The 19,331-nt window shown below is 33.3% G+C and carries 14 protein-coding genes; 3 read left to right on the top strand and 11 right to left on the bottom strand.

Annotated elements, in window-relative coordinates:
- Positions 1 to 24: 24 nt before the first annotated feature.
- The 3 genes from smc to EV07_RS10095 all read right to left on the bottom strand — a co-directional run bounded on the left by smc (position 25) and on the right by EV07_RS10095 (position 4,600).
- On the bottom strand, positions 25 to 3,618 hold the full coding sequence (gene smc / locus EV07_RS00270; protein ID WP_036916368.1) for a chromosome segregation protein SMC: 3,594 nt from the start codon (positions 3,616 to 3,618) through the stop codon (positions 25 to 27).
- A gap of 48 nt (positions 3,619 to 3,666) precedes the next feature.
- On the bottom strand, positions 3,667 to 4,077 hold the full coding sequence (locus EV07_RS00265; RefSeq protein WP_052043812.1) for a hypothetical protein: 411 nt from the start codon (positions 4,075 to 4,077) through the stop codon (positions 3,667 to 3,669).
- Positions 4,078 to 4,468: 391 nt separating this feature from the next.
- A complete protein-coding gene (locus EV07_RS10095) occupies positions 4,469 to 4,600 on the bottom strand; it encodes a hypothetical protein (RefSeq protein ID WP_152557507.1) in 132 nt (43 codons plus the stop codon).
- A gap of 242 nt (positions 4,601 to 4,842) precedes the next feature.
- Between EV07_RS10095 and EV07_RS00250 the strand changes: the two genes are divergently transcribed.
- Together EV07_RS00250 and EV07_RS00245 are read left to right on the top strand one after the other, a co-directional pair.
- Positions 4,843 to 5,307: a glycine zipper domain-containing protein gene (locus tag EV07_RS00250; protein WP_036916365.1), complete on the top strand. Its 465-nt coding sequence runs from the start codon at positions 4,843 to 4,845 to the stop codon at positions 5,305 to 5,307.
- A complete protein-coding gene (locus EV07_RS00245; RefSeq protein WP_036916364.1) occupies positions 5,307 to 5,696 on the top strand; it encodes a phage holin family protein in 390 nt (129 codons plus the stop codon). The genes EV07_RS00250 and EV07_RS00245 overlap by 1 nt, the downstream gene beginning before the upstream one ends.
- Here the strand turns inward: EV07_RS00245 and EV07_RS00240 are convergent.
- From EV07_RS00240 to EV07_RS00210, 7 genes are all read right to left on the bottom strand, one after another.
- Positions 5,690 to 6,814: a THUMP domain-containing class I SAM-dependent RNA methyltransferase gene (locus tag EV07_RS00240; protein WP_036916363.1), complete on the bottom strand. Its 1,125-nt coding sequence runs from the start codon at positions 6,812 to 6,814 to the stop codon at positions 5,690 to 5,692. The genes EV07_RS00245 and EV07_RS00240 overlap by 7 nt on opposite strands.
- Before the next feature lie 382 nt (positions 6,815 to 7,196).
- Complete coding sequence (locus tag EV07_RS00235) at positions 7,197 to 8,201, bottom strand: GDP-L-fucose synthase family protein (protein ID WP_036916362.1); 1,005 nt, start codon at positions 8,199 to 8,201, stop codon at positions 7,197 to 7,199.
- A 14-nt stretch (positions 8,202 to 8,215) separates the two neighbouring features.
- The gene (gene gmd / locus EV07_RS00230) at positions 8,216 to 9,343 is read right to left on the bottom strand and encodes a GDP-mannose 4,6-dehydratase (RefSeq protein WP_036916361.1); all 1,128 of its coding nucleotides are present in this window, start codon (positions 9,341 to 9,343) and stop codon (positions 8,216 to 8,218) included.
- A 95-nt stretch (positions 9,344 to 9,438) separates the two neighbouring features.
- On the bottom strand, positions 9,439 to 11,901 hold the full coding sequence (locus tag EV07_RS00225) for a hypothetical protein (RefSeq protein WP_036916360.1): 2,463 nt from the start codon (positions 11,899 to 11,901) through the stop codon (positions 9,439 to 9,441).
- Positions 11,902 to 11,910: 9 nt separating this feature from the next.
- The gene (locus EV07_RS00220; protein WP_036916359.1) at positions 11,911 to 12,852 is read right to left on the bottom strand and encodes a lysylphosphatidylglycerol synthase transmembrane domain-containing protein; all 942 of its coding nucleotides are present in this window, start codon (positions 12,850 to 12,852) and stop codon (positions 11,911 to 11,913) included.
- Positions 12,853 to 14,247: a glycosyltransferase gene (locus EV07_RS00215; RefSeq protein WP_036916358.1), complete on the bottom strand. Its 1,395-nt coding sequence runs from the start codon at positions 14,245 to 14,247 to the stop codon at positions 12,853 to 12,855.
- Between the two features lie 58 nt (positions 14,248 to 14,305).
- Positions 14,306 to 15,757: an ArnT family glycosyltransferase gene (locus EV07_RS00210; RefSeq protein WP_193742685.1), complete on the bottom strand. Its 1,452-nt coding sequence runs from the start codon at positions 15,755 to 15,757 to the stop codon at positions 14,306 to 14,308.
- Positions 15,758 to 16,194: 437 nt separating this feature from the next.
- Here EV07_RS00210 and EV07_RS00205 point away from each other — a divergent pair, with 437 nt between their 5' ends.
- The gene (locus EV07_RS00205) at positions 16,195 to 18,033 is read left to right on the top strand and encodes an ABC transporter ATP-binding protein (protein ID WP_036916356.1); all 1,839 of its coding nucleotides are present in this window, start codon (positions 16,195 to 16,197) and stop codon (positions 18,031 to 18,033) included.
- 23 nt (positions 18,034 to 18,056) lie between these two features.
- Here EV07_RS00205 and argJ read toward each other — a convergent pair whose 3' ends face one another.
- Complete coding sequence (gene argJ, locus EV07_RS00200) at positions 18,057 to 19,325, bottom strand: bifunctional glutamate N-acetyltransferase/amino-acid acetyltransferase ArgJ (RefSeq protein ID WP_413293956.1); 1,269 nt, start codon at positions 19,323 to 19,325, stop codon at positions 18,057 to 18,059.
- Positions 19,326 to 19,331: the final 6 nt, after the last annotated feature.

Genomic DNA, 19,331 nt, shown 5'->3' with positions numbered 1-19,331 from the left:
ACGCATAACATGCTCATATTCATTTCAAGCTGCCAAAGGCAAACCAACTACCTGTGTATTAGAACCTCTAGCTTGGGTGACACCAATAGTTCGAGTAGCAGCTCCTATCATGGGACGTCGATGACTAACAACCATAAATTGAGCATTTTCTGATTGTTTTGAAATCAGTGATGAAAGTCTTTCCACATTAACTCCATCCAGAAAACTATCAACTTCATCTAAAGCATAAAAAGGAGAAGGCCTAAAACGTTGTAATGCAAAAAGGAAGCTAAGAGCAGTTAATGATTTTTCCCCTCCTGACATAGCTGCTAAACGCCTTACAGCTTTACCTTTAGGGTGCGCTACCAAAGTCAAACCACCATCTAATGGGCTCTCATCATTTTCCAACTGAAGATGTCCATCCCCTTCTGAAAGACTCGCAAAAATTTCTCTAAAATGTTTATCTACTTCCTGAAAAGCTTCCATAAAAGCCTCTTGTCGAAGAGTCGCAACAGTTTCAACACGTAACAATAATTCCGAACGTTCTTCTGTTAAGACTTCAAGCCTTTGAACAAGATCATTTAAACGAATATCTAACTTTTCCAACTCTTCTAAAGCAAGCATATTTACAGGTTCTAAAGACTCAATTCTCTCTTGTAAGTTTTGCAAATGATTCTGAAGATGCTCTAAACCGTTTTCTCTAACCTCCTCAGGTATTTCTGGCAAAGGGTCTGGTAGAAGCCTTTCTAATTCTTGAATACGTATATTTCCACTTCGTATTTCTTCTTCCATAGACTTTAAATCTTCCCTTAATCGTTCCAGTTTCCATTGAATGTCTTGGACTTTTTGTCTATCTCTAGATACTTGCAATTCAGCAGCATCTCTAGCCCTTCTTTTCTCACCAAAAGATTTTTCTAATTCTTCCTTTTGCAATTCCAGTTTCTCTTTTTGAATGGTTAAAGCTTGATTTTCATTTCTCCAATTCTTATGATTCTTAGTTAACAAATTCACCGCTTCCTGCAATCTCTCTTCTTGTTGCAAGAGTGACTTTTGTTGATCATCAAGCCTTTCCAAGGCTAATTCTTCATGACGCTTTTCATTAATCAAATTATCTCTTTCGTCTTTTGCATCCCTAAGACTTACTTCTGATAACTCAAGATCTACTTGTAATTGCTTAATATTGTCACTCTGTTCTTCAGATAAAGGTCGGGTTTCTTTTTCATCTAGTTTTTCTAAATCAAACAAAAATGGTGCGATTTCTTCTGCAATTAAAACCAATCGATGTTCATTCTCCTCTTTAGATTTTTTAAGGCTATTTAAACGATCGCTTTGTTGATTATGTCTATCTAAGAAAGGAGCATTAGAACGTTTAAATGTAGAACGCTGAGCATCTAAAGAAGCTTGTCTCTTTTCAAGTGTTTTTAATTTAGGCCTTGATTCATCTAATAGTTGAATCAAACGAGATTCTTCTTTTTTAGAAGTTACAAGTGTCTCACCAAGCTCTAGCAATCGTTTTCTAAGAGGCTCAATATCATCATTTTCGTTTGTACTGCCAAAACTTAATGAACTGCTTCTAGCCAAAAAGCTACCTCCAGTCATCGCACCACTCTTCTCTATTAATTCCCCAGCAAGAGTTACAGATCTAAAAGATCCTAGTTGAGTTCGCGCTGTATTTAAATCATTAAAAACAAAAGTTTCTCCAAAAACATATCTAAAAACCTCTTTATAAATACTCTCAAACTTAATAAGATCTATTGCTTTACCTATAAATCCATTATTTGTATGTTGTTCTACTGATCTCTGAAAAACATTTTTTGAATTAGAGTTTTTGATCTTATTAAGTGGAAGAAATGTCAATCTTCCTGCTTTACGCTTTTTTAACAACTCAATAGATTTAGCCGCAATTGAATCATCATCAACAACAATTTGACCAATCCTTGCTCCAGCTGCTACCTCAAGAGCAAGTCGATATTGTTTATCAACTTCACCTAAATTAGCTACAGGTCCATGGATTCCTTCTAAGCCTGATTCCAATAATAATCTTAAAGCTCCAGTACCTCTACTTTCTTGTAATGTTTCTCTTCGACTTTCAAGACGAGCTATATCTTTTTCTAATTTAGCTTGGTCATTTTCGAGACGCAATCTAGTTCTTTGTTGTATAGATAAGTCAGAGATATATTTATCTATTTCTACCTGCTTATTGTTAATTATTTTTAATAAAGAGTCCCATTCTGTTTCAAGATTCAATAACTCATCATTTAATTTCTGATTTTCTATTAAATCTCTATTATGATCAATATTTAATTCTTCTAACCGCTCATTAATTTGTAATAAACCTCCCTGTAGTTCTTGTTGCTCTTCTTGTAATGGTTTCAATTTAATCTGAATCTTCTGTCGAATTAAATTGCGCTCTTTATATTTCTCTACCCATTCGCCTGATCGCCCTGCAACATCAGTAAGTCGTCTACGTGATACTTCAACTGCAGATTGAGCATCTTTAAGAGTTTTTTCTGCAATTTCCAGTTTCTCAATAGGAAATATGCTTGCTCTCTTCATAGAATCTTCTTTTAATTGCAATTGTAGATTTTTTAATTCATTTCTTTCATGTTGAAGCTTCTCACCTTCGTTTTTATGTTGCATAGCCTGTCTTTCTAGTTCGCGTGTTTGGCTATCTAACCCTGCAATTTCCCCCTGAATTGAAATTAATTTATCTTCACCCAAAGCTTTTACTTCAACTTGTAATTTATTTAACTTCTCCTCTGAATCCTGAACTCTAACTTGAGACTTTTCTAAAAGTTGTTTATCAACAACTTCTTTTTCAATTAATTCCTTTTGACGTAAAGCCAGATTTCTACTTTCTTGTTTAGCTAATTCAAAAACCAAAACGGACTCTTGTTTCCTAGCAATTTGCATCTTCTCTTTAAGTTCTTTGTAGAGCAGGGCCTTTTCACAATCTTTCTCTAACCTTTGTTTGGATGAAAGAAGCTCTTGTTCAACTATGCGGCATCTTTCCTGACGCTCAAAAACATCATCTAACTTTAAGCGTGTCTGCTCTATTCGATTATCAAACAACGCGACTCCAGCAAGCTCATCAATTAAACCTCTACGGTCTTTATTACTCATGGAAACAACTCTTGTTACATCACCCTGCATAACGACGTTGCTGCCTTCAGGATCAATCCTTAACCTCCGAAGTTGAGTCTGAAGTTGCTGCAAATTGCAAGGTTCTCCATCGGCGCTATACGAAGAGCTATAAGAGCCTCCTGGCATTACTCGCAAACGCCTAGTGACAGTCCATTCCTTTTGTCCTGGTTTAATCCAGGGTCCTTCTTCCGGAGCCTCTAACCCTTCCTCTGCAGAATCAGGCAACCATCCTTCTAGATCAAACCTCACACTGACAACAGTTTCAGAAGACTTACCAGCTCGCAAAACAGCACTATTAACTAAATCTGGAAGGCGCTCGGCACGCATTCCTCTGCTAGTAGCTAATCCAAGACAAAAGAGAACCCCATCAAGAATATTACTTTTACCAGAACCATTAGGACCTGTAACGACAGTAAACCCCTCCTCAAGGGGAATAGTCATTGAACCCCCAAAGGACTTAAAATTTGTTAGACCCACCTGATTGATGTAAACCAACAGGAATAATGTTCTTAAAATTAAAGATTAGCGAAACATCTGAGAAGCTCAAGTATTAAGTACTGAAATGAAATCGATTTCTGAATCAGAGCTGAATTTGCACTTATCATTTCCAAATCCTAAATAGCCAAACATACTGGTGCTATTAAGTTCTATACAAAAAAAATCCAACTGATTCAACGGTAAAGAACCATGAAATTCCCCCCTGCTAATACATTTTGCCCAACCTCTTCCACCTGAAACAAGAGATTCTTCTATCTGCAACCAATAAAGTTTATGAGGGGCAATAGGAATTGCTTCAACTACCGGCCCATCTATATGAGGAAAGCTAGCTAGACGCCAAGTTCTACAAGAATTACCATCTTCTAACAAAAAATCAAAATGCAAGCCTTCTAATGAATCTTTTGAAAGAGTGTGTTGAAGAATCGCCCATCTATTATTGATCGTATTTATTTCCATTATTTTCTATTCTAATTGATTGCAAAAATAATAAGTAAGTATGAATAAAATCTCCTAATATCAATTTTCATATTTGTTTCGATGCAATTTTAGATATTATAATTTTTTTCTTACATAATTCCAATAATTGCATAGATATTTCTTTAAGAAGATCTATGTCATTAAAGTCTGCAATGGAACGCTTTAAGGTTTCTAGTTCAAATTGGTATTGCATACTCAAGTCATAATTGTTGTCTATTAGTGACATTTAAATGAAATTAAATCATTAAAATAAAATAGCAGATCTTAATATTAACTGAATTAAATCAAAGAATTTTCATACTTACAAAGCATCAAGAAAAATCCCTATATGGGGATTTCCTTTATGAGACTTTGACTTTTTAGCAATAGTTTAATCGCTTGGGACAAATCTTAAGGCGATTAAAAGCAAGCTGCCAGCCCCTGCAAGAGCTGCTAGAACTAGACCAAAATCTGTAGGAACGGTATTCGACGCAAAAAACATTGCAGACAACCCGACATCCATGATAGCTAAATTAGATACATGATGATACTTAGCACTAGAAGCCTTCATATAGCAATAAATGTAATCAAAGACGACGTCTGAATGTTATTAAATCAAAGGAAAAAGCTGGAAATCGTAGAACTTGACTTTTATTTCAAGTGTTAGTTACTTGCATCCACGCTATTCTTTGAAAGAATGAAGTAATAGCTGGGTTCCTTATAGCCCAAGAGCTCACTACTTTTTTGTAAAACAGTCTGGAAATTATGGAATCAGAGAATTCCGCATCTTACGAGGCCCAGGCATCGTTGAACGCTCCAACCTCTGAAAATCAAAGCCTCTCTAACCAATGGTTTAGTGAGCAATTTGATGAGCTGCTGCCAAAAATTCAAGAAAATTGGCCGGATTTAGCAAAACAAACAATTGAAGCAACCCGAGGAAGTCTAGATGAATTAGTTAAAGTCATCTCATCCCATTCAGGTAAAACGTCTAATGGAGTCCTTAATCAACTAGAAGATCTTTTCAATTCAGCAAGTGACCAAACTAAATACATTGCAGACAATCTTGAGCCATTAGAAAAACAATTAGAAGATCTTTTAGATGAATTAAACAGCACACTAAGACCGCGTATTGAAAAGCCTGTAAGACAAAGACCCCTTCTTGCAATTGGCATAGCAACTGGTTTGGGTGTACTTTTAGGAATACTTCTTTCTGGTGGGAGAAGACCTTAATGCAAGATCAAGATCGCTCTAAAAGTGGGGGAGCAGCAGCAAGAGTTACTGCATTAGCAAGTTCAATTATGGATCTTCATGTCCGAATTGCACTTAAAGAAGTTGATCGTGAAAAAAGAAGGCTAATCAGTGGAGGTATTTTTCTAGCAATGGGAGGTCTTTTAATGCTTTTCACCTTATTAGCACTAGAGATCATCTTAGTAATTTGGATGCAAACAACGTTTAATTGGAATATAGAGAATGCATTATTTGTCTTAGCATTGATTAATGTATCACTAGCTGGAATTAGTCTTCGCTTAGGAGGTTATTTAACAAAGGGGCCATACTTACCAGAAACTCTAGAAGGAATCTCTAAAAGCACAAAAGCTGTTTTTGGAAAGACTCAATGAATTTTGTAATGTAGCCATCTACAATCAATCCCTCCATTACTTACAGGAAAACGTCTAGAACACTTCATTCCTAGAAAATTACTTAATTTTGCATTGCCATTAAGCAACCATAGGTCCCATCCAGAAGCATATTCTTTTAAAAATTGCCCAAACTCTTGGTACAAAGTCTTCAAATCATTAAACTTACCAATTCGTTTACCATAAGGAGGATTACAAACAATTACTCCTGGTAATTGAGGAAATCTAATCTTAGTAAAATCAGCACTAATTATTTCAATATCTTTATTAAGACCAGCACTTAAAATATTATCTTTGGCTTGATTTGCTATTTGAAGATTCTCCTCATATCCCACAATTCTAGGCAACTTTTTTTGAGGTAAAAAGAGTGTTTTTGCAATAGATCTTTCATTGATCCATAAGGATTTATCAAAATCTGGCCAAGTTTGAAAGAGAAATTCCCTATTCAATCCACTGGCAATGCCTCTAGAGATACTTGCAGCCTCTAACAAAAATGTTGCTGAGCCACAAAACGGGTCTAACAAAGTCAAAGAATCATTCCAATTGGAAAGTTTGATTAACCCTGCAGCAATATTCTCTTTTAAAGGAGCAATGCCCATAGCAGCTCTATAACCTCGACGATGCAAACTAGTGGCAGAGGTATCCAAACTTAAAATTCCATATCCAGAAAACAGATGTAAGTGAATGCAAAGAGCTGGACAATGCAAATTAATATCTGAACGCTTTCCCCAAATACTGCGCTGTAAATCCACTAAAGCATTTTTCACTTGTAAAGCTGTGAAATGACTATGGTTTAAATCACCTGTTTTTCCAGTGACATCAACTCTAAAACTAGTCGAAGGTTTTAACCATTTAGACCAATCAAAAGCATTTTGAACACCTGTGTAGAGTGATTCTTGGTTAATACAAGGAAACTGACTAATTTCTCTAAGAAAGCGAAATGGTAATCGAGCTTGAAGGTGTAATCGATAAAAACATGCTAAATCAACCTTGCATCTGACACTTCCACGAGAAGAAGAAACAGATGTAGCACCAAGATTCTTCAATTCCACAGAACCAGCCTCTTCTAAACCTTGAGGTAAAACTGCTAATAAATTCATTTATTAATTGTAAGAAGTAATACATAGTCATTTAGAAATATTTTTTTAGAACTAGATATTGGTAGATCTGTCAGAATAGAGATGTCCATTTTTGAATGGACTAGGTGATTCAAACCAGCTTCTCGGACAGCGGTTCGATTCCGCTCAGCTCCATTTATTTGGGGCTGCAATGGTTTCGACGGGATTCAAGGAGTATGACTGAAGCCTGCTCGGTTAGAGCTAAAACACAAATGCTAACAAAATCGTTAGTTTCTCCCGTCAAACAGCCCCTGTTGCTGCTTGACCCTTTAAGGGAGATGAGGTGAGATCAGCCTTATCAACCAAATGATTCATTGGGGCTGGAAGGCCCCATCAAATTAAATAATGAAGAAGCAATCATTACTCAAAATCTTACATTCTTATTTTTAAATTGCTCTTTAAAATCTAAAATTGTGCTAATTAATCCTTCATCTAAAGAAATAGAAGATTTCCAACCTAAATTTGATAAATTAGCAACATCTAACTGCTTTTTAAGAGTTCCATCAGGCTTTGTTCTATCCCACTTGATCTCACCCAAATAGCCAACTGCCTTTGCTACTGCTTGAGCCAAATCACTGATTCTAATATCCACACCAGTCCCGACATTTAAAAAATTTAAAGGTTTACCATAAGAATCAATAGGAGCATTTAATGATTGAGGGTCCCAATGATTCAGAGCAAAAAGACAAGCCGATCCCAAATCGTCAACATGAAGAAACTCTCTATAAGGTGAACCACTTCCCCAACATTCAATAATTGAATCTCCATTATTTTTTGCCTCATAAAATCGTCTAATAAAAGCAGGTAGAACATGACTATTTTGAATATGATAGTTATCACCAGGTCCGTACAAATTTGTAGGCATTAAAGTAATCGCATCAAATCCATATTGCTGTCTTAATGCTTGACATAACTTTAAACCTGAAATTTTAGCTATCGCATACCATTCATTAGTTGCCTCCAAGGAACTGGTTAATAAACTTTCTTCTTTAATAGGTTGGGGAGCAGATTTAGGGTAAATACAACTACTACCAAGGAAAAGAAATCTTCTTACATTATTCTTCCAAGAATTCTCAATGACATTATTTTGTATTTTCATATTATCTAAAATAAAATCTACAGGATAACTTCTATTAGCTTCAATCCCACCTACTTTTGCTGCAGCAAGAATTACTATTGTTGGCTGGTGATTAGAAAACCAACTTCTCACCTTGTTAAAGTCAGTTAAATCTAATTGATTGCGATCAATAGTTAAAATATTTTCAAATCCATTATTCAGTAAAGAGCGGCAAATAGCAGATCCAGCCATGCCTTTATGCCCAGCAACAAAAATTTTATCCTCTTTTTTTATCAAGCCATTAGAAATCATAATTTATAAAAAAATTATATAATTGTGGAATTAGATGGGGGCGATTCAACAGGGCTCATGACTGAGAAACCTTGACTGTTTAATAAAGCTTCTTTAGCAGCTTCTTGTTTATCTAAAGAAACCATCTCAGAAACTATTTGCTCAAGAGTTGTTGTCGGTTTCCATCCTAACTTTTGATGGGCTTTTTTAGCTTCACCTAATAAAGTTTCAACTTCAGCAGGGCGAAAGTAACGGGGATCAATACGTATAACTAATTGCCCAGTATCCTCTCGAAAACCAATTTCATTAATATCTCTGCCTTCCCATTTAATAGAACCCCAACCTAGTTCCTTTGCAGTTAACTCAATAAAATGCCTAACACTTTCCTGACGACCTGTTGCTATAACGTAATCTTCTGGTGTTTCTTGTTGAAGCATTAACCATTGCATTTCAACATAATCCCTCGCATGACCCCAATCTCTTAAAGAATCAAGATTGCCCATATACAAGCAATGATCTAATCCAGCATCTATTCGCGCTAAACCACGAGTAATTTTCCGTGTAACAAACGTCTCACCTCTTCTAGGAGATTCATGATTGAAAAGAATGCCATTACATGCGTACATTCCATAAGCTTCTCTATAATTCACAGTTATCCAATAAGCATATAATTTTGCAACCGCATAAGGACTACGAGGATAAAATGGTGTTGATTCAGTTTGTGGAGTTTCTTGAACTAATCCATAAAGCTCACTTGTACTAGCCTGATAAATTTTAGTTTTTTTGGAAAGACCCAACATACGAACAGCTTCTAAAATTCTCAACGTACCTAAACCATCACAGTTGGCTGTATATTCTGCAGCTTCAAAACTTACTGCGACATGACTTTGAGCCCCAAGGTTATATATCTCATCAGGCTCTACTTGTTGCACAATCCTAATGAGATTTGTGCTATCGGTTAAATCGCCATAATGAAGAATCAAACTTTGTTCTGATACATGAGGGTCTTGATATAAATGGTCTATTCGATTTGTATTGAAAGTACTCGCTCTTCGCTTAATACCATGCACTATATAACCCTTTGATAAAAGCAATTCAGCAAGATAACTTCCATCCTGACCAGTAATTCCAGTAATCAGTGCTGTTTTTTTATTGACTTGCATAGATTGCCTAAAACCACTAAAAACTAATATAAAAATATTCTATATTATATTCGAAAATGCTAAAGCTTATAGATAGTAGTATATCCTCTAAAATCTTATGAAATATATTCTATAAAAGGTATTATATTAAGCATGATTAAATTAGCTATAATCTTCACATAACTTGCAATTTCGATTATATAAGGGTCTGATGAAAGTTGAAGTACTGTTTCTGTAAGTTCAATTGAATTTTTAGGATGGAAGCTATATAGTTCTACAATTGCTCTGGCTAAAAATGCATATTCATTAGAAGGATCTAGTAAATTCAAAGTTGCCAATGTATGAGAGGCTAATTTTGCCTTACGTTGTAATACCTGAGTAAGAGTAAGTGAATATAGGTAATCTAAATTACTTGGATCTTCTTGTATTCTATATAAAAATATATGTTCAGCATCAGATAAATAAAATTGGTAAGGATCACTTTGATTGATTTGAGCGACTTTATCAAATAAGTTATCAAATTTACCATTCCTAAGCATCTTACCCATCTTTAATAACTCATTAATTCTATTGCTTGATAGGCTTATATTAGTATTAGAGGAATCGTAAAGAAATGGTTCTCTACTATATGAGATAGGTGTATAGGATCCATTATCTGAAATTAGTTTAACACTTGGCTGAAGACTAAGGGAATCTTCATTAATATTACTATCTATGTTTAATTGAAAGTTTTGAGAAATTTGGATGCATCTATTATCATTTATTTGTTCTCCCTTAATCATTCCCTGACCTAATCTATGATCGAAATTTAAAGTTTTTTTATCAGTTTTGAAATCTAAGATTATACTGTGATTTCGTAATTGCTTCATAAATCCATTTAGTGCAATATTTAAACCTCCAGGAATAGAACTGAAATTTACATTAATAGAATTAATACTACACTTACCATCTCCAATAATCACACTTAAAGGTTCTCTTTTTAGCAATATTGCCTTGCTTTCATCTGGCAAGTTCCACTCTCTAAAAACAACAAACGAAGGTGAGTCTAAGAGTAATTTTGTCAATTTAATTTGCTTGTCATTGCTCATAATTCCCTGATCACCTGTCTTAATTAAAAACCAATCAAAATTATCTAAATCTTCCTGGATATTATTGATATTACTAACTATTTGTCTTGCAGAAACAAGTGCATTCTGTCTTTGCCCTTCTGCTTCCAAGTTAAAGGCATTCAAATAGGGTGAATCAGGTAAAACTGCTAAAGTAGATATTAGATTTGGACTTTCTCTTCGGATTTCTTCTACAATTGATTTTAATGGCCATTGAGCAATCCTAATAGGCTTATTAGATGGAAAAGAAGAAAGATTAAATCCTATTCCAAATTGATTCCATAAAAATGACAATAATGTTATACATATCAGCAAATTATAGAAGTATCTACTAAAGATGGGCTTTAGATTGAATGAAATTAATGTTGTGGCTAATAAAATACAAAATTGAGGTATTAGAGGCAATATAAAACGATAGTCTTTTGTTGTCATTAAAGTACAAATTATTATTCCACCTAGTGGCAAACTTAAAAGCCATAATCTAATACTCTTATTAGATGTATTTTTAGAATATAAAGTTGTTAAAGATAATCTATATTTAAAGATTAAAGAAACAACGAAAACAGCCAGGATACTTCCTACTAAAGAAGCACCTATCATTTTTGGTATCAAAAATGGGTAGTAGATAAATCCACCTAAAGTATTAGCTTCAAGTCCTTCCTGATAAGATATACCCCACTGTCTAGCCTTATTTAAATTAGTTAAAATAGTTAACCAATTAATACTGAACCAGGGATAAATAATTACAATGAAAGATGTAGATAAGACTAAAGAATTAATTATAGGATAATAATTTCGCTTAATAATAGAAAATAAGATTTTGAAGAGTATAATTAAAAATGGAAATATTAGGAAAATGATTCCTGTAGGCCTAACTAAAAAAGTCAAGCCTAAAAAAGAACCTGCTAAAATTGAAAGAATAAGATTTAATTTATTTAACTTATAATTCCAAATAGTTAAGATTAACCAACAACAAGAAAATATTGATGTCAAACTAAAATCAATCAAATAATCAGTTCTTTGCGTAACTAATGCAGGTGCAAATGTAGTAAAAAATGATCCCCATAAAGCAATATCTCTAGATCCAATAAATCTACCTAGACAGTATATAGAACCGATAAGCAAAAAATTAAAAGCGCTATTTGATAAAATAGCTGCTTTATATGTTGAGCCTAATAATAAAAATATTGGAGTTGAAAGTATATAGGTAAGGGGACCACGATAACTATCAGTAACCGTAAGGATTTGATGCCACCAACTATTATTAAAAAGTTCATAAGATTCTAACAAGTAAGACATCTTATATAGATTTGATAAATGAAAAGCCTGGTCCCATCTAGGGGGTGCTTGATGTAATATCACCCATATAAGATCTGAAATTACTGAAAAGAGCCATAAACTTAAAAGAAGAATAATATCCCTTCTATTATTTTTAATTAGTCCTTTAGATAATAAATTAGATGCCAAATTCATTTTATAAATTTACTTAGAAAATTTAAGGTCTTTTTGGATATAAAAAGTTAATAAACCAATAACAAATGGAAGGAATAATGTATATAATCGTATGAATATTGTTGCAACCAAGGCTTCGATGCGGCCTGAGCCTAAAGCTATGGATAATCCAATTGCCGTAGATTCTGACGCAAGTAAACCAGCAGGCAAAAAAGATATGACACCACCTATTCCCATACATGTTCTAATTAAAGCTGAATATTTAAAAGACATATCAATATTCAAATAAGAGAATATGCTATACAACAAGTAAGACTCTATAATCCATGCAATTAAAGATAAGAGTATAGATATTGAAAGAGGATAAGGCATGGAAAGCAAGCGGCTTTGTTTAAATAATCGATATATTTTCCTGAAATATTTGTTTTGATTCAAATTAAAATTGAATCGATTAGAGTTGAATAAAAAATTTATTATAGAAATACCAATCTTTAAATGATTAACAACAAAAATAAAAGTTATAAAAATAACATAAATAATTGGTATTATATAAATATCTGAAAAATAAACTGACCAGCATATAATTAGTAAAGCACTAATTAAATCTCCTATCCGTTCAACAAAGGTAGTCGAGATTCCTATTTCGATAGGAAGTCTAAATCGACTCTCAAGCCATAATCCTCTAATAGCCTCTCCAGATCTAGCAGGAGCCGCAATCAAAGATAAACCAGGAAGATATAATCCTAAGGATTCTCTATAAACTAATTGGCAACCTAAAAATTTTAGAAAAATAAACCATCTAATAGATAAAATAAAATGGACTAATAAAGGAACTAATAATGAAATCAACCAAAACTTTATTGGTAATATTGAAAGGGTTTGATTAAAATCTATAATTGCAAGACAAAGTAAGGAAATCGTATAGAAAAGCAATCCAAATACAAATAGTTTTATCCAATTAATCTTCAACATTTATGGAATAAAGCGCATTTTAAAAGCTGCTATTAAACACATTTTTGCTAAAATTAAACCTTCTTTGATATGGGATATGTTTGAAGAACCATAAATTCTTTCCTGATATCTAATAGGAACTTCAACAATTTTCAAATTTAACTTGCTAGCACCAAACAAAAGATCAAAATCACCAAATGGATCAAAATCACCAAAATATTTTCTTCCTTCTTTAATCTTCTGATAATCGTTCTTCCAAAGAACTTTGGTTCCACAAAGTGTGTCTTTTATTCTTTGTCTAAGCAACCAAGAAAATACGGAGGCAAAAAATCTATTAGCAAGAGTATTTAATAATGGCATTGCTGCATTAGTTCTAGGGTATACAAGTCGACATCCATTGATAAATTCTCCATTACCAGAGAGTAATGTTTTTACAAATAAAGGAATATCCTCAGGCCTGACAGTCAAATCTGCATCTAAAATTACTAAAATATCTCCTTTTGCTTTCTCAAAACCTAACCAAACTGCGTCAGCTTTACCTTTACCTTGTTGCCTAAACTTCTCTAAAGATATTGAGCCTTGGTATTCTGAACAAACACGATTAATTTCTTCCCAAGTATTATCCTTAGAGTGACCTTCTACAAAAATCACTTCCGTTGGAATGCCAAAATCAGGCATTCTCTTAATTGCTGAAGCAATATTTCCAGATTCATTCCTTGCAGGTATAACAATACTTATACTTGAATCTTTATGTTTTACTGGTGATGGTCTCGCTACCATCCAATGAGTAACACATAAATTCTCAATAATAGGCAACTGGCTTAACCATCTATTTGCAAAAGATGTCACAATTGGGATGTTTCGAGGCAATAAGCATCTTTGTCCATGCTTCAAAATTTCCCATCCTGAAATATCCAAGAGGTTACTAACGTCACCTGGTGTAAGCCAACTTTCAGGAGGTTGAGGTTGCCTCTGACCTAACTTTTCAGATAGTTTAAGTAATGGCTGCCAAAGCCAATTATGAAAACTAATTACCAATCTGGTTTGAGAATTACTAAATGCATCAAGTCTCTCTAAAAGAACATTTACATCATTAACTATATTTAATGTATTATTGATAATGATAAAATCAAAAGGTACATTAGTATTGATATCTTTAGGAAATATATTTTCTGCGTTTGCATTATATATTTGAAGATTCTGATGTCGCTCACGAGCAAAATTTGCAACAGTATCGTCTAACTCAATTCCAACACCATAACTAGGTTTTAAGGAAGAAAGTAAATCTCCTACACCACAGCCAATTTCTAATATTCGTTGTCCTTCAGGGATAAGTAATTCATGAATAGACTCAAGATCCTTATAATATGTTCTATTTAGATTTCTATAATAAAGTTTAGAATATACCTTTTTCATAGAGGTACTTGAGTGAATATAGTTTATTCTACAACAATAAAGAACAAGGTGAAATAGATTATTCTAAATGAACTAACATCCATGGATCAAACTCTGAAGAAAGTGAAACTTTCCTTAATCCATATAGATCTAGTTTTGGTTTAAGAGAAATTGGGATCCAGGCATAATGATCTTTTTTGATGGACTCTAAATTAGGCAATCTAGATCCTAGTTTTCTTTGATTTAGAGCTAACTTTATTAATTTAGAAAATGTCTTATTCTCCAATTGATAGTCTTCTATTAGAAAGTCAACTTGATTATTATTTGAAAGGGTTATCAGATTCTCATTTTCAAGAGCATTGCGCAAAAGCGGGTCTCGATCAGTAAATAGATTGGACTGGGAAGCAATGCTAAATGATATAAGAGGTGCCAATAATAAACAAATGATAAATTGATTATTATTTAAAGTAAAAAATGTTAATGATAAGCAAAAACCGAAGAGCGTTAATATTAAGTATAAGGTCAGGAAATTAAAAGGTCCAAATCCAGTAAATCCAAAGTATATTTTATTAATAAGTAGAATATTGGAATATATGATAATAAATATTCCAGTTAAGGATATTAATCTTTTAAAATAAGTTTTTATCGGTTTACTACCCTCAATGATTTTAAACAATCCTAAATATGCATTAATTGCAATAAAAGGAGTGATTTGAAGAGGGTAATAAGGAGTTTTAGTTCTGAAACAAGTTAAAAGCAGGATGAAAATTATTGGATATATAAACAGGATAAAAGCAGATTCTGATTTGAAATTCCTTAAAAAAGTTGAAACGCCTATAAGAGAAAATATCGACCAAGGGAAAGTTGTTAATGGAATATTCCAAAAGTAATATAAAGATGACTTAGTAAATTCAGTATTGGAAGATAGATAATAAATTTTATTCCATAATAAGGATACTTCTGTGAAGCTATATTTATTTATAGAAAGCAAAATCCAAAAAATAAAGGGAAGCAAACTAATAAATATTGAAGACCAAAAGGCTAATGAATAAAATATATTTCTTCTATACAAAAAAACATAAGGTAGAATAGAAAATAATGGTATTAATACCATTACGCTCTTTAAAAAGAATGATATACCAATAGATAAACCTACAATAAAAAAATATCTAGAACTTTTATTATTACTCTTTAATAATGACCATATCCCTAATAATTCTAAAGATAGCAATGGCATATCTTGTGTGCTCATATGTGCATAATCAACCCAAATATATGTAGTACATAATATTAAAGTGCTAATCCAATAATGGCTTTTACCTAACAGAATTTTTGTGATGCTTCCTGTAAGTATTAAAGAGATAACTGCACAAATTATTGAAGGTATATGTGCTGAAAATACAGATGGGCCAAAAATACTATAAGAAGTTGCAATTAACCATTGCACTGCAATAGTACGATCAAACACAACCGTATCCCACCACATAGGAGCTAACCAATTGGAATGCTCTAATATCCATCTAGCTTGCAATGCATAATATCCCTCATCCTGAGCTATGAAGCTTCTTGATCCAAAAGGAAAAAGTATACAAAAAATAAACGGTATAGTTGAGAAGAAACTAGTGAAAGGGTTAATAAATTTCTTAATTATAGAATGATAAAAATAATTTTCCATAAACCAAAGAAAAGAATTAGAGTGAAAGATTAGTTCTTAATAAAAATTTGAATCTCAAGTGATAGAAGAACCTAATAATCATAAAAGTAATTAGGCAAATCAAAGTAATCACATTGAATTTCAATAAATATTTAAAAATATATTTTCACAATATTCAAGATTTTATACTTGTAAACTTCTCATTCACGAAGATAGTTGAAATAAAAAAAAATTGTCAAATGACCAGAATCAAACAGCCTACAAACTGGTCTCATAGATAGAAGCAAAAGCAGATAGATGATTAATTTAATCTTATGAAACAGCCCAGCGAAACCTTAGGTCTTCTGTTACGTCTCCTAAGGACTCTGCCAAAACAAAGGAAACGTTCCATACTTTTGTTGCTGCCAGCAGCAGCATTTACTGGCTTAGCTGACGTTTTAGTAGTTGGATTAGTTTCTCGTTTATTTACAGTTGTTGTAGGACAGCCCAACAAGCCGCCGATACCATTTAACGAATTAATACCTGACGATCCTAAAACAAAAGTCATTCTATTAGTTGCCTTATACATCGGAATGAATTGGGTAGCATCCTTCTCAAAATTGATGCTAAGAGGCTGTCAAGAGCATTTAAGATCATCTATCTGGCTGGATCTATCAGAACTTGCTCAAAGAAAAGTACTGTCTCAAGAGTATGAATTCTTTCTAAGTAATAAAAGCTCTGATTTGTCTGCAAAAATACTACTTAATATTTCAAGAGTTTCAGAAAAATTAATTAGACCAATTCTTCAAATAACAAGTGGTATATTTGTTGTTTCATTTATATTTATAGCAATACTAAGTTTTGCAAAAGTAACTGCACTTTACTTAATAACATGCTTGGTTATTTGTTACGCATTAATATCATTAATAGTTACACCATTTATTAGATCGTCTGCACAACAAAGAATAGCACTTGAATCAGAAACAAATAATGTATTAACTGAATCAATGAAGACAATTATAGATGTTCATATGACCAGTTCTGAAGAATATTTTGAAAAGAGATATGCTAAAGCTGGTAGAAAAGCTTTTCCTTTCCTTTGGAAGGCTGAAACATTGCCAGAATTTCCTAGATCATTAATAGAACCATTTGGAATAACACTAATATTTTCAATAGGCTTGTTTCCTTTAATAAGTAATAAAAATCCTACTGCTTTAGTAGAAATTGTTCCTTTTGTTGCCACTATTGCAGTTGCTTCATTAAAACTTACTCCACCTTTGCAGGACCTCTTTCGAGGCATTACAGATTTAAGGTCAGGTATACCTGACCTTAAAGAAACGCTAAGGATAATTGAATTACCAGGACAAAGACTTACCTTGAAATCACCGTCAGTTCCATCTCCTCAAGGATTGGCACCTAGAAATTATATAAGACTCAATAATGTAAATTACAAATATCCTTCTAGTAATAATTTTGTTATTAAAGATATTAATTTAACTATTCCTGTTGGTTCAAGAATAGCATTTATAGGTAAAACAGGTAGTGGAAAAACCACTACAGCAAATCAAATACTATGTTTACTCAGACCTACAAAAGGTTCATTACAAATAGATGGTATAGATGTTAGTGATCTAGAAGTTCCAGCCTGGCAAGCATGTTGTTCATATGTACCACAATCTATAACATTACTAAATACAAATATTATAGAAAATATTGCCTATGGTCTGGAAAATCAAGAAATAAATCAGCAAAGAGTATGGGAGTCAATCAAAGCTGCTCAATTAGAGGAGTTAGTAGATAATATGCCGATGGGTTTATATACACACATAGGCGATAATGGAGTTAGGCTATCAGGTGGTCAAAGACAAAGAATTGCAATAGCAAGGGCATTTTATAGAGAATCAAAATTACTTGTATTAGATGAAGCAACTAGTGCACTAGATAACAAAACAGAAGCAGACGTAATAAATGCAATCAATCTAATAGCAAGGAGATGCACGATCATTTTTGTTGCACATAGATTATCAACTATTAGACAGTGTGACAGGATATATGAGTTCGAAGAAGGTAGAATAAAAAGCAGTGGTAATTACAAGGAATTATTAGAAAAATCAAAAAGTTTTAATGATATGATCAATACTTCTAGAAAGAGTCTAAATGATATTGATATATAGTATAAAAATAGAATGATTTAATTTTATGTAGTGTAATCGGCATTAATTTTTACATAATCGGAAGATAAATCACAACCCCAAGAGAATCCTTCGTAAATGCCTTTACCTATATTTAAATTAATGTTTAATGTTTCCTTACCATCACCTTTAACAATATTCCTCATATAATTAGAAACAGAATCTCGGTCAAATAAAAGAGGCAAACCTTTCTCCATTAATTGATATTTGCCAATCCAAAGAGAAACATCTTCCAAATCAAAAGGTATGCCTGCATTACCAGCAGCAGCAACAATTCGACCCCAGTTTGGATCACATCCATGAACTGCTGTTTTCACCAAAGAAGAACTAGATATTGTACGAGCAATAGTTTGAGCATCTAAAATGCTTTCTGCACCTTCAATTTTAATCTCGATAAGACAATTAGAACCCTCGCCATCCCTTGCAATTGATTTTGCAAGAGATGTAGAAACAATTTTCAATCCCTCTTCTAAAACTTGAAAATACTTTTGTTCTAAATCTTCTCCTTGTGCAAATGCAAGAAAAGAATCATTTGTACTTGTATCTCCATCGACACTTATTGAATTGAAAGAGCAATTAACCACACGTTTTATCATTCCTTGCCAGATAGCTTTAGGTAGACCAACATCACATGTCAAAAAACCCAACATTGTTGCCATATTAGGATGAATCATTCCTGAACCTTTTGCCATACCTCCAATGCGGACACATCTGCCTCCAAGGAAAGCTTCTATAGCAATATGTTTCTCACAAAGATCAGTCGTCAAAATTGCCTTAGCTGCATCAGAAGCACCACTCTTACTTAATGATTCAACAAGAAGATTCACACTTCCAAGAAGCTTTTGAATTGGAATTGGTTGACCTATTACGCCAGTAGAGCAAATAAGAACCTCCTCTTCTAATAGACCTAATTTTTTAGAAACAGCATTTGTTGCAATTAAGCTATCTGTTAAGCCTCTATTACCTGTACAGGCATTGGCTTGCCCAGCATTCACAAGAATTGCGCGAACTAATCCATCAGTCTTTCTTAACCGCTCCACAGAGAGATCAACGCATTTAGCCCGAACTTCTGACTGAGTAAAAGCACCTACGCACAAAGCATCCTGGGGTGCCAAAATTAATGCTAAATCAAGCTTCTGAGAAGGTTTTAATCCAGCGCTAACACCAGATGCGTGAAATCCATTAGGAGCTGTTATTCCTCCAGGAATAAAAGACCAATATGATGATTGGAAAGAACTCAAGGCCCTGCCTGAGAAAGTAAACTCTCTATATATCCTGCG

Source organism: Prochlorococcus sp. MIT 0603, from assembly GCF_000760215.1.
Taxonomy (GTDB): Bacteria; Cyanobacteriota; Cyanobacteriia; order PCC-6307; family Cyanobiaceae; genus Prochlorococcus_E.
Note: the sequence above shows the minus strand (reverse complement) of the source record. Positions and strands in the feature narration are given on the sequence as shown.

Bases quoted from the DNA above. Each gene is read 5' to 3' on its own strand.
- EV07_RS00220 (WP_036916359.1), bottom strand. From the start codon at position 12,852: ATGTTGAAGATTAATTGGATAAAACTATTTGTATTTGGATTGCTTTTC.
- EV07_RS10095 (WP_152557507.1), bottom strand. From the start codon at position 4,600: ATGGATGTCGGGTTGTCTGCAATGTTTTTTGCGTCGAATACCGTTCCT.
- EV07_RS00265 (WP_052043812.1), bottom strand. From the start codon at position 4,077: ATGGAAATAAATACGATCAATAATAGATGGGCGATTCTTCAACACACT.
- EV07_RS00240 (WP_036916363.1), bottom strand. From the start codon at position 6,814: ATGAATTTATTAGCAGTTTTACCTCAAGGTTTAGAAGAGGCTGGTTCT.
- EV07_RS00235 (WP_036916362.1), bottom strand. From the start codon at position 8,201: ATGATTTCTAATGGCTTGATAAAAAAAGAGGATAAAATTTTTGTTGCT.
- EV07_RS00250 (WP_036916365.1), top strand. From the start codon at position 4,843: ATGGAATCAGAGAATTCCGCATCTTACGAGGCCCAGGCATCGTTGAAC.
- EV07_RS00215 (WP_036916358.1), bottom strand. From the start codon at position 14,247: ATGAAAAAGGTATATTCTAAACTTTATTATAGAAATCTAAATAGAACA.
- EV07_RS00225 (WP_036916360.1), bottom strand. From the start codon at position 11,901: ATGAATTTGGCATCTAATTTATTATCTAAAGGACTAATTAAAAATAAT.
- EV07_RS00245 (WP_036916364.1), top strand. From the start codon at position 5,307: ATGCAAGATCAAGATCGCTCTAAAAGTGGGGGAGCAGCAGCAAGAGTT.
- EV07_RS00205 (WP_036916356.1), top strand. From the start codon at position 16,195: ATGAAACAGCCCAGCGAAACCTTAGGTCTTCTGTTACGTCTCCTAAGG.
- gmd (WP_036916361.1), bottom strand. From the start codon at position 9,343: ATGCAAGTCAATAAAAAAACAGCACTGATTACTGGAATTACTGGTCAG.